This window comes from Metalysinibacillus jejuensis, from assembly GCF_003057615.1.
GTDB lineage: Bacteria > Bacillota > Bacilli > Bacillales_A > Planococcaceae > Metalysinibacillus > Metalysinibacillus jejuensis.
Window position 1 is genome coordinate 1 of the sequence record NZ_QAFW01000060.1, and the last position, 10,992, is coordinate 10,992.

Annotated in this window: 13 protein-coding genes and 3 pseudogenes; 4 read left to right on the top strand and 12 right to left on the bottom strand. The window is 38.3% G+C overall.

Going from position 1 to position 10,992, the window contains the following annotated elements; genetic code table 11:
* Positions 1-261: 261 nt before the first annotated feature.
* The 10 genes and pseudogenes from DDE80_RS12595 to DDE80_RS12635 form a co-directional block, all read right to left on the bottom strand.
* Positions 262-483 (bottom strand): annotated as a pseudogene (locus DDE80_RS12595) (transposase); the annotation flags it as partial.
* Positions 484-538: 55 nt separating this feature from the next.
* Positions 539-1,498 carry a metal ABC transporter solute-binding protein, Zn/Mn family gene (locus DDE80_RS12600; protein WP_108308198.1) on the bottom strand — a complete coding sequence of 320 codons (960 nt, stop codon included), beginning with the start codon at positions 1,496-1,498 and terminating at the stop codon, positions 539-541.
* A 22-nt stretch (positions 1,499-1,520) separates the two neighbouring features.
* Positions 1,521-2,378: a metal ABC transporter permease gene (locus tag DDE80_RS12605; RefSeq protein ID WP_108308213.1), complete on the bottom strand. Its 858-nt coding sequence runs from the start codon at positions 2,376-2,378 to the stop codon at positions 1,521-1,523.
* Complete coding sequence (locus DDE80_RS12610) at positions 2,378-3,124, bottom strand: metal ABC transporter ATP-binding protein (protein WP_108308200.1); 747 nt, start codon at positions 3,122-3,124, stop codon at positions 2,378-2,380. The genes DDE80_RS12605 and DDE80_RS12610 overlap by 1 nt, the downstream gene beginning before the upstream one ends.
* A 192-nt stretch (positions 3,125-3,316) precedes the next feature.
* Positions 3,317-3,658 (bottom strand): annotated as a pseudogene (locus DDE80_RS15770) (methyl-accepting chemotaxis protein); the annotation flags it as partial.
* 195 nt (positions 3,659-3,853) lie between these two features.
* Positions 3,854-4,219: pseudogene (locus DDE80_RS15775) on the bottom strand (PAS domain-containing protein); the annotation flags it as partial.
* Between the two features lie 65 nt (positions 4,220-4,284).
* Positions 4,285-5,127 (bottom strand): hypothetical protein, encoded by an 843-nt coding sequence (locus DDE80_RS12620; protein ID WP_108308203.1) that lies wholly within the window; start codon positions 5,125-5,127, stop codon positions 4,285-4,287.
* Positions 5,120-5,620: a sigma-70 family RNA polymerase sigma factor gene (locus tag DDE80_RS12625; protein ID WP_108308204.1), complete on the bottom strand. Its 501-nt coding sequence runs from the start codon at positions 5,618-5,620 to the stop codon at positions 5,120-5,122. Before DDE80_RS12625 ends, DDE80_RS12620 begins: the two co-directional genes overlap by 8 nt.
* A gap of 80 nt (positions 5,621-5,700) precedes the next feature.
* Positions 5,701-6,759, bottom strand: coding sequence for a sporulation integral membrane protein YtvI (gene ytvI / locus DDE80_RS12630; protein ID WP_108308205.1), 1,059 nt, complete (start codon positions 6,757-6,759; stop codon positions 5,701-5,703).
* Positions 6,760-6,833: 74 nt separating this feature from the next.
* On the bottom strand, positions 6,834-7,361 hold the full coding sequence (locus tag DDE80_RS12635; protein ID WP_108308207.1) for a DUF2179 domain-containing protein: 528 nt from the start codon (positions 7,359-7,361) through the stop codon (positions 6,834-6,836).
* A 151-nt stretch (positions 7,362-7,512) separates the two neighbouring features.
* Between DDE80_RS12635 and DDE80_RS12640 the strand changes: the two genes are divergently transcribed.
* Positions 7,513-8,265, top strand: a complete 753-nt coding sequence (locus tag DDE80_RS12640; RefSeq protein WP_108308209.1) for a tyrosine-protein phosphatase — start codon at positions 7,513-7,515, stop codon at positions 8,263-8,265.
* A 41-nt stretch (positions 8,266-8,306) separates the two neighbouring features.
* On the opposite strand, the gene DDE80_RS12645 is transcribed toward DDE80_RS12640, so the two are convergent.
* Positions 8,307-9,449 carry an acyl-CoA dehydrogenase family protein gene (locus DDE80_RS12645; RefSeq protein WP_108308211.1) on the bottom strand — a complete coding sequence of 381 codons (1,143 nt, stop codon included), beginning with the start codon at positions 9,447-9,449 and terminating at the stop codon, positions 8,307-8,309.
* A 108-nt stretch (positions 9,450-9,557) separates the two neighbouring features.
* On the opposite strand from DDE80_RS12645, the gene DDE80_RS12650 reads away from it, so the two are divergent.
* Both DDE80_RS12650 and DDE80_RS12655 read left to right on the top strand, forming a co-directional pair.
* Positions 9,558-10,166, top strand: coding sequence for a lysophospholipid acyltransferase family protein (locus DDE80_RS12650; RefSeq protein WP_427901816.1), 609 nt, complete (start codon positions 9,558-9,560; stop codon positions 10,164-10,166).
* Positions 10,167-10,260: 94 nt separating this feature from the next.
* Entirely contained in the window at positions 10,261-10,590 is a 330-nt protein-coding gene (locus DDE80_RS12655; RefSeq protein ID WP_108308212.1) for a neutral zinc metallopeptidase, read from the top strand.
* Positions 10,591-10,649: 59 nt separating this feature from the next.
* On the opposite strand, the gene DDE80_RS12660 is transcribed toward DDE80_RS12655, so the two are convergent.
* A complete protein-coding gene (locus DDE80_RS12660) occupies positions 10,650-10,790 on the bottom strand; it encodes a ribbon-helix-helix domain-containing protein (RefSeq protein WP_108306967.1) in 141 nt (46 codons plus the stop codon).
* Positions 10,791-10,878: 88 nt separating this feature from the next.
* On the opposite strand from DDE80_RS12660, the gene DDE80_RS12665 reads away from it, so the two are divergent.
* Positions 10,879-10,992 (top strand): helix-turn-helix domain-containing protein (locus tag DDE80_RS12665; protein ID WP_153060878.1); only part of this gene is annotated, 114 nt, incomplete at its 3' end.

Here is a 10,992-nt window from a genome sequence, read left to right on the forward strand (position 1 = left end):
CGTCCTGTGAAATAAAGTTTTGAAGTAAAGTAAAAACCGTGGTATTCTTAGCCATGAGAGATTCTCCTCGTAAAAGTTGGTGTCGTAACTTACATTTTACATGGAATCTCTCTTTTTTATTGAATTTGATTGGTAAAAACTAGTTAATCAACAGACGTGATTAAGTATTTTACTTTTATTAGCGTGTCCAATTAAATTTCCATATTTAAGATCGTTTGTTGCCCGTGCTTCGAACTCACTAGGACGTGTCTAAATGAGTGTCCCGTCATTGCGCCATTTACAAAAGCGCGCATATGCCGTTTTCCAAAAGCCATAGCGTTCTGGCAGATCACGCCAAGGTGCGCCACTACGCGCAATCCACAGCATCGCATTGAACATCTCACGGTTACTTCGTTTCGAAGGACGACCGGTTGTGTACGGTGGGAAGAACCCTTCAATTTGTTTCCACTGTTCATCTGTTAATTCGTAACGACTTGGCGCCATTTCATCCACCCCATTTTCTGATTTACACCATTGTATCATGGGGTGGAAATAGTTTTTAGACAGAACCTAGACCATCATGGATTTTTTCGATGTTAGAACGTAAGAATTTTGTATACGTTTCACCGTCTGTACCAGAGCGACCTAATTCATCCGAATAAATTTCAGCAACAATGTCAACACCCGTTTCCTTTGAAACAGTTTCCATTGGACGCTTGTCTACGTTAGACTCTACAAATAACGCAGGGACTTTCTTCTCTTTTACGAATTCTACAAGTGCTTTAATTTGTGCAGGTGTACCGTTTTCTTCTGTATCAATTGCCCAAATATAACCTTCATCCAGTCCGTAATGAGATGTCATGTATTGGAAAGCGCGCTCACTTGTCACAAGCACTCGATTTTTTTCGTCAATGTCAGCAATTTTTGCTGTGTATAAATCATCAATCTCTGTTAGCTCAGCTAAAAATGTATCCGCATTTTTTTCGTAAGTTTCTTTATTTTCTGGGTCAATTTGTACTAATGCATCGCGTACATTTTCCACCATTTGAATACCAACAACAGGTGATAAGAAGGCATGAGGGTTGATTTCTTCATCTTGACCATCTTCTGAAGCTAAATACATTGGCTCTACGCCTTTCATTACTTCAAAAACTTTATCATCTTCTTTTTTAACGTTTTTTGTTAGTTTAGTAAACCAACCTTTTTCGCCACCTTCAAGGTTTAAACCATTAAAGAATATTGCGTCTGAGTCTGTAGCTTTTTTAATATCTTCAGGTAGTGGCTCGTATTCATGTGGGTCTTGACCAATTGATACCATGCTGTGTACCTCAACTAAGTCGCCGCCCACTTCATTTAATAAATCATTAATAATAGAAAATGTTGCGATAAGCTGAAGCTTTTCACTTTTTGATTCTTCACTCTTAGGTGAATCTGTAGCCTCTTTTTTATCTCCGCATGCAGCGAGTGCAAATACGGCTACGAGTGCTAATAAACTAACTTGCCAAAATTTCTTAAACATGTGTAATCTCCTTTTGATTAAATTATTGTAATGCTGTTTTATGCTTACGCGCACGCAATTGGCGCCAAACAATACCGTGTTTTGGTGAGAATAAAAACGCTACGATAAAGAATGAAGTCGTAACGAGTACGATGGCTGCACCTGATGGCCAGTTGTAAACAAAGCTAATGTATAGCCCGGTAACGGCTGACAATGCGCCAAGAATAGCTGAAATGGTAATCATGATAGATAGTCGGTTGGTTAATAAGTAGGCAGTAGCAGCTGGTGTGATTAACATAGCAACAACTAAAATAATACCTACTGTTTGTAGTGACGCAACAGTAACGAGTGTTAAGAGCACCATAAGGAAGTAATGGATTAATTTATTTGGTAGCCCATAAGCTGCTGCAAGCGTTGGATCAAAAGTGCTCACAAGTAGCTCTTTATAAAATAAGCCAACTGCAATTAACACAACAACACCAACTGCAAGTGTCATCCACATATCTGAGTCACGTACAGATAGCACATTACCAAATAAAATACTTGTTAAATCGGTACTTGTATTTGCTTTACCAATTAAAATGATACCAATTGCGAAAAATGCAGAAAAGACAATACCAATAGATGTATCATTTTTAACACGACTGTTTTGTGTAATAAAACCAATGCCAAACGCTGTCATTAAACCAAAAGTTACAGCGCCGTAAAAATAGTTAATGCCCATCATATAGGATAGCGCGACACCAGGTAGTACTGCGTGTGAAATAGCATCACCCATCAGTGACATACCACGCAAAATAATAAACGAACCAAGTACACCGCAAATAATACCTACAATAACAGAAGTAAATAATGCTTTTTGTAAAAACTCATATTGTTGAATATCCTGAATAAAACTCATCATGACGGTGCTACCTCCATTGCATCCCAAAGTGAAAACTGTGCTTTGAAGGCTTTCTTCATTGTTTCAGGCACCATTACTTTTTCGACAGCGCCTGCACCGATGATTTCGCCGTTAACAATAATTAAGTCATCAAAGTAATCCTTAACCTTTGTTAAATCATGGTGTACAACGAGTGCTGTTTTACCTTCATCACGTAATTCTTTTAGGATTTTAATAATGAGCGCTTCGCTTGTCACATCAATCCCAACAAAAGGTTCGTCCAAAAAGAAAGTATCTGCTTTTTGAGCGAGGGCTCGTGCTAAGAAGACACGTTGCTGCTGACCACCAGATAGCTCACCAATTTGGTTTTTAGCGAAATGCTCCATCCCAACTTTTTCTAAACAATGGTAAGCCCATTCGCGGTGCTCTTTTTTAGGTCGCTTAAATAGCCCAAGGCTTGGATACGTGCCAAGTAAAACGGTATCAAGCACCGTGATGGGGAAGTCCCAGTCAATCGTAGCACGTTGCGGTACGTAGGCAATTTTACTACGCACATTTTTAATAGGTTGCCCGTCAATTAATACGTTGCCACGGTCTCTAGGGATAAGCCCTAAAACGGCTTTCATCAATGTAGACTTACCAGCGCCGTTAGGGCCCACAATACCAATTAGCCGTCCTTGCTCCATCGTAAAGCTAACTTTCTTTAATACTTGTTTTCCATAATATGAAACATATAAGTCATTCACATCTATGGCATGACCCATAACATCACCTTCTCTATAAAGTTTCCTATATGCAACTTAATGCGCAAAAAAATTTGATTTTCCTGCGTGCAACTTTTAGGGTAAAAAAATAGTCTAAGTTTCCTAAGACCAACTTTTAATAAACCCAATGATAAATGATATCAACCACATTGTAAAGTGAAAAAGTGAGTAGCGTATGGCTACTCACTTAAATTAAATGATAGAAGTGAAGTTTTTTGCTTCTTTATCTAGCGAAAATGCTGCTTCAGTAATAACTTCGAAATCATTTAAGGTTGTTTGGATTTGCGATAAATTTGTTTCGACTGTGTTATCAATATCATGAACGCCTGTAGCGATTTCTTGAATTTCATTCGTAATTGCATCGACACTAGAGCGTACTTCAATAATTGATTTTTCTACGCTTACAGATAGCTTGCGTACTTCATCCGCTACGACATTAAAGCCACGCCCATGCTCGCCAGCGCGTGCTGCCTCAATAGCAGCGTTTAATGCGAGCAAATTTGTTTGTGCAGCAATTTCACGAATGGTTTGTACGACTTGCTGGATATCTTTTGTTCTTTTTTCTAAAGAAGAAATAATGGTAGCATTATTACGAGAGATAGTAGCAACTTGCTCGATGCCATTCGCAAGTTTACTGCTACTTTCGATACCATTTTGGGAAAGGTTATTTAAGTCTGCTGCCATATGACTTAAATTATCCGTAACTTGCATAATTGTAGTATTACGTTTTGTAATATCAAATGCAATTTTTAACACATGTGTAACACGGTGTCGCTCATCAAAAATCGGCATGTAATTTGCCTCTAGCCAAATGCTATTGCCGCGAGCATCTCTTCGTTCAATTTTATCTTCATATTTACGACCAGACGAGAGGTTACGCCAAAATCGTTCATATTGAGGGCTTTGTGAGAAGCTAGGGAAACATAAATCACTATGCTTCATACCAATCATTGCCTCTGGTGAGTAGCCTACTGCTTGGGCAAAGGCAGCACTCACATATTGCACCGTGCGATTTTTATCAAATAAAATAATCGCCATATTTTTATCGAGTGCCTGTACGATAAATTCGTTTAAATGTTGCTCTTGTAAATTCATTTTATTGTCCTCCAACTACTACTATGCCCTTAATAGTATACCCCTAGTTGTATTAAATAATCATGCTAAAATACTAAATTATTAACGCTCCAAATAATTAACAGTGTACAATCGGCAAGTATTTGTATACCAATGACAAATTTTATAATAATTCTCGGTTCGTTAGCACGGTAACGGAAGTAAATAATAAGTAGGTTAACGCCTGCTACCATGATAATAAATGGTAATAAGGGTAAAGTTGGCTTAGTTGCTATAAGAAATAGTGTGAGCAAGGTAAGTGTCGGAATTAATAATAATAAAATAATAATTTGTGGTAAAGTTGCGGCTAAAAAGCGATACTTGACGTTCGCTGGTAGCTGACGCGATAGTTGTTTACGCCAAAATAGTAGTACGACTAAAAATAAGGCCCATGCGGCATACCCGATAAACTGATAAGAAGGCAGCTGCCACATAAACATACGAGGTAGTGGATAATTCAATCCAGTTGTAGTGTTGCTTAAGTAATCCCCTCGGATATAAAATTTTTGCAATGTACCATCGCTATAACGTACGATAAGCTGCGCGTTATTAGCGATAGGTATACTTTCAGTTGTTGGTTGTATTAAAGCAGATTCAAGCATTTTTAAATAGTTTTTATTATAGATTGCGCGCTGATTAAGCGTAAATGGATGAGGTTTAGCGATAAAATGTTCACTAGAACTTTCCACGACATAAGCAGCTGTTATGTGAGTGGCTGTAGTTGCTGTTTGTTGTTGAGGTAGCGCTAAAATAATAAAAAGCAGTGCAACAGCCCCTAATGTTACAGTAACGAAAGCCATAGGAAATTTTTTCGGTTTAGGTTGTGGATACATTCTTTGTTTTTGTTCTGTGGTGGGTGTTAAGTTACGTAAATATTGCCAGCTATTCAAAAGCTTCACCTCCAAGGATTTTTCGTAGCGTTGCAAAAGCTCGTGCCTGCGTATTTTTCACTTTACTTTCTGACCAACCTAATAATTGTGCGCTTTCTTTAATAGAAAGTTCTTCGATTTTTCGTAAAATAATAACTTCACGTTCGCTAGTTTTTAACTTGTTTAGTGCTTCGTATAAATGGTACGCATCTTGTTGTTTCTCTAAATAGGTAAGCGAACATGTTGTCGTCGGCTCATCTTGTGTAAGTAAAGGCAACCATTTGATAATTTTTTGACGGCGCAAATAGTCATAGGCTAAGTGACGAGCCGTTTTTCTTAACCAGGCTACTCTGTGTGCATCGTCTTTAAAATCAAGTGCGGCATTAATAAAGCGTACAAAGGTTTCCTGTGTTAAATCTTCGGCTGTTTTTTCATGACGAAGGAGATAAAAAAGGTAGCGATAAATGGTGCTGTAGTAAGCTTCATAAATGCGTGAAAATTGATGTAAAGGCATAACTAACCTCCTTCCTTACTATGTATAACGAACGAACATAAAAAAAGTCTGAAAAAAAGAGCAAATGCTGTAGCATTCGCTCAAATTTTCCATTGCATCTTTATAATACCTGCTTCTTTTAATGCCATAATTAAGATGATTAATAAAGGTCCAAGTAGGAGTCCAATAATACCAAACAATTTTAAGCCGACAAACATAGCGATCAATGTCGGAAGCGGCGATAAGCCAATATGTGATCCCATTACTTTAGGTTCTACCGTACGACGGATGATTAATAAAATTGCGGCTAAAATTAAGAGTTTTACACCTAGTGCGGTATTGCCAATTAAAAAGTAAAAAATGGCCCAAGGTGCTAAAACTAAAATTGAGCCGAGAAAAGGTATAACATCAATAATCCAGATGACGAGCCCCATAGATACAGCATATTTAGGATAGATAATTAGTAAGGCGATAAAAGCCACACCGCCGATGAGTAAACTTACTAAAAACTGAGCTTTCATAAAGCCGAATACAGCATCTTTCAGTCGGTTCATAATCATGCGTGTTTTTTCTTCTGTAGCAGGTTTTAAGCGAGAGAAGAACGCCTCTTTTAAGCGAGGTAACTCCAACATAAATAAGAAGAGTGCAATCATATATACGAGTAAGCTAACTAAAAAGCTAGGCATCTCTCCTAAAAATGCAGTAATGCGTTCATAGTTAAAAATGTTAACGATTGATAGTTCGAGCTTGCGTGTGAAATCTAACATAGTAGATTGGATGGAGTCTGCTACTTCTACCGGTAAATTTTCGGTATATTTAGCTAAGTTACCTTGCATTTGTACCCAGATGCCTGTTAGCTTAGCGATATACATAGGCATCTGCTTCGACATATTAATAACTTGAGCAATAAGCTGCGTTACTGTTAAGTAGCACAAAAAAGAAATGAAAGCGATACTAATCGTATAAATGACACCTACGGCTGCTTGACGAGAAAGCTTTAGTTTACGTTTAGCAAAGGTCACAATAGGCTCCAATAGAAAAGCTGTACAACCAGCTAAAATAAAAGGTACTGAGACAGGGATAATAAAATAGGCTGCCACACTTAAAACAATGACAGCAATAGTAATAATTAGCGTTTTTTTAACGGCCGCTTTGTTCAAACTTGTTCACCTGCTTAATTTCTATAATAGTATGTTTATTTTAGCATAGAAAAATTATTATCATGCGATTAATATTAGCGGTTTTGTGCCTTTTTTTTCATGCGTTCGACTAAAAAGCCACCTTTAAATGATTTAGGCTCATAAGAAATCATAAAGGCGCGTGGTTCAAGTGATTCTACAATTTCAAATAATTCTTTTTCACGATTACGTTTAGCTAAAATTTCATATTTATAACGCGCGCTATCACGACCTTCACCAACAAAAATGGTTACGGCAAACCCGCGGTCACGTAAAATACGAATCATTTCGGCATTGCGCGACTGTGTATTAATCGTTACGTAAACATAGCCAATCGCTAGTTTTTGTTCAATACGTGTCCCTAAAAACATGCCTAAACCAAATCCAACTGCATAAACGACCATAGCGAGTGTGCTTTGATCCCCACTAAATACGAGTGATAGACCAAAAACATAAATAAACATTTCTGCAATGCCAATAATAGCAGCAAGCGATGTGATATTTTTCACTAGGAAAATAGTACGCAAGGTCAGCAGTGGCACATAAACGAGTTGTAGCACTAAAATTAATAAGATTTCCTTCAAATAAACTCCCTCCGCATAGCGATAAGTGTATTGTACAGTATAACACCAGCCTAGTAATTATTAAAACAACAATGAGATAACGAGCTTGAAGTAGCTAAAGACTAAAAAATTGCCTATGATTAAAGTAATATTGAGTTAAGGAAGTGATGAAATGACAATTCAATTTGATGGGGTACCTAATTTCCGTGATATGGGTGGGTATAGGACTCATGATGGTCGACAAGTAAAGCCAGGGTTATTTTATCGCTCAGCAGCTCTTGGTAAAATGACGCCTGCTGACAAAGCTAAATTTAGCGCCTTAGGTATTAAAACGATTTTTGACTACCGTGATGATGAAGAAGCTATGAAAAACCCAGATCCAAGCTTTGAAGACATTACAAATATACGTGTACCTGCAAAATTAAATGCGCTTGCACAAATGCCCAACGAAGAAAAAAAGGCCAATCAATTTTATAAACAAGTAACGCCTGAAATGTTTAAATCGTTGTATACGCAAATGGCATTTGATAACCCTTCATTCCAACAGTTAATGACCGTTGCACAAAATCCTAACAAACTAGGGCTTCTTCATCACTGCGCGATAGGGAAAGATCGTACCGGAATAGGCGGTGCGATGATTTTACTGGCGCTTGATGTCCCGAGGGAGACGATTTTTGAAGATTATTTAAAAACGAACGCGCTGTTACAAGCGACGGTAGAACAAATCGCAAATAAAGTGCGCATTACTTCAACGGAAAGTGAAATGACCCAATTTTATGCGCTAATGCAGGCGAGAGAAGATTATTTGCAAGCTGTATTTGATGGCATTGATACGCGTTATAGTAGTGTTGACGATTTTTTAGCTGAACAGTTCGGTTTAACAAAAGAAAAACGCATGAAAATGCAAGCTTTTTCTTTAGACTAAAAATGACACAGATGGTTGTGACCGTCTGTGTCATTGTTTATTTACAGTAAAGCTGCACTCGCTAAACGTGCAATCGTCATATCATCCATAGGAGGATTATGAAGACCGGCGCGCGCATCCCTGTAGTAACGTTGTAATGGATTTGCTAACTGTAAGCTTTTAGCGCCAACTAAGCGCATTGCTCGGTCGACAATCGTAATGGCATGATTTGTCACCGTATATTTCGCTACATTAATTTCATTCGACAGCACCGCACGTTTTGTTGTATCGTCAAAAGCCATAGCTGTGCCATAAAGCATAAAGCGCGCTTGCGTAAGTAACAGGTCCATTTCACCGATATGTGCGCGTACATTCGGTAGTTCGCTAATGGTCGTCTGTAAACTATTAGGCTGATAAGTTTTAGCGAAATGTACTGCGTAATCTCTCGCCGCTTGTGCGATACCTAAATAAGTTGTGGGAATATGTAAGCTCCAACCATTTAATTTAGTGCGACGTGAGTGATTAGATTCTACGAGGTCATCTTCTGCAATGCAGACGTTCTCCAATACTAAATCATGACTTCCAGTGCCTTTCATCGCCATTACATGCCAATTTTCTTCAATGCTTACACCTGGTGTATCTTTATGAATTAAAAAGTTACCAATACGTTGAAGTGATGGCACCCAAGCGGACACGATAAAATAGTCAAGGGCGTAAGAGCCGGTAGTAAATGTTTTACGTCCTGTAATAGACCAACCTTCTGCTGTTTTTATTGCTGTTGTTTGTGGTTGACCGCCTCTCGTTGGGCTACCTGTCGCTTGTTCACTTGCCGCACGATTCACCATAGCGCCGCCACGAATTTCTTTAGCAAAAGCGTGTAGCTTTTCTTCTGACCAAATGCAGTTTTCAAAAATTTCGCCTACTACTCCTAACGTCCAACTCATAATTAATGCAGCACTAGCATCATATTTACCTAATGTTTCTTGAGTGAGTAACATATCGTAAACAGAAAATCCTTCGCCCCCATACGCAACGGGCAATGTAACACTTGGATAGCCTAACTCACGTAAGGTAGCGATGGTAGCAAAGGGGAAACTTTCAGCCTCATCAACTTGCTGAGCATTTTGCTGAAATTGCTCGCCGTACTGTTCGATTTTTTCTTGCCACGCTTGTTGTTTTGCTGTTGTAATAAATAAACGATTCAACTGTAATCAGCTCCTTTACTTAATAGTGTAGCGAAAAGTTTGTCATATTGCATGAATCCAAGCAAATCAGTACAATAAGAGTATTAAAATATAAGGTAGGTAAAGAACGTGTATAAACTTATGGGCGGCGTAGCCAATACGATTTTAACGTTATCTGGTTCTAAAGCAAAACAGTTTGGAACGAAGCACATTCCTAAAGAGGGTGGCTTTATTATCGCTTGTACGCATAATGGCTATGTAGATATTGTAAATTTAGGGCTAAGCTTATTACCGCGTGAGATTCATTTTATGGCAAAAAAACAGCTGTTTGAAATAAAAGGTTTAGGATGGTTAATTGATCAATTAAATGCTTTCCCTGTAGATCGTGATAATCCCGGGCCGAGTGTCATAAAAATTCCTAGACAATTATTAAAAGAAGGAAAGATTGTAGGGATTTTCCCAAGTGGGACACGCAACGCGGAAAATGCTAATTTAAAGCAAGGAGCCATTACGATAGCGCAGCTTACTAAAGCGCCAATTTTACCAGCAGCTTATATTGGTGCACGCAATGTAGGAGATGTGCTAAAACGTCAAAAGGGCTATTTGATTTTTGGTGAGCCTTTTTACGTGACGGGTCGAGGCAAAGAAGGGCGAGACGAGTTTACGCATATTTTAGAAGAAAAATTAGATGCTTTAACGGAAGAAGTTACATTTCGCGCGAAAGTGTCGAAAAAGTAAGTAGGAAATCAGGAGTGTTGCCATTCCTGGTTTTTTACTGTGTTTCAATGTGTTAAAAATGGTGAACAGAAAGATAAAGAGAGGAAGATGACCAATGAAATACGAGGGTAGACGTAAAAGTTCTAATGTTGAAGACCGTCGTGGAATGAGTGTTGGTAAAGTAGGTGGCGGTCTTGGCGGTATCGGTCTCATTATTGTTGTGCTATTTACTTTATTAAGCGGTGGTGGTATTGGTGATGTCATTACGAATGTTGGCAATAGTACACAACAAACGGCACCGCCAAGTGAACGTCCTTATATTAGCTCTGAAGAGGAAGATGAGCTGATGGAGTTTGTATCGGTAGTGTTAGCAGATACAGAGGACGTATGGTCACGCATTTTTAACGGCTTTCCGAAAGAAGTCTCCCATCCTCAAGGAATGTGAAGGTGCGAATAGCACCAATGAGTAGGTGGGAGATGAATTTCGGTTGGCTTTAGCCAACGTTATTTTTCTAAGCCTTTTCGCAATAATTCGAGAATAGTTGCTGTTCTTGTAGACAGTCCGTTTTCTTCTTGGTATTTATCTAATTTTTCGATAATTGATTTAGGCATACGAATTTCTACACGTTCTTTATTATCTTTCAAAATTATCACCTCTCACTTGATTGTACGGTATTTCTACGATACAATCAATATATACGATATTATTCCGTATAAAGCGAGGTGAATTGATATGACTAAACAAAACAAAGCTTTCAAATTCCGTTTACTACCAAACAGAGAACAGGCAGTATTATTAGCCAAAACATTTGGTTGTGTTCGTCTTGTCTACAATAAGATGCTTGCG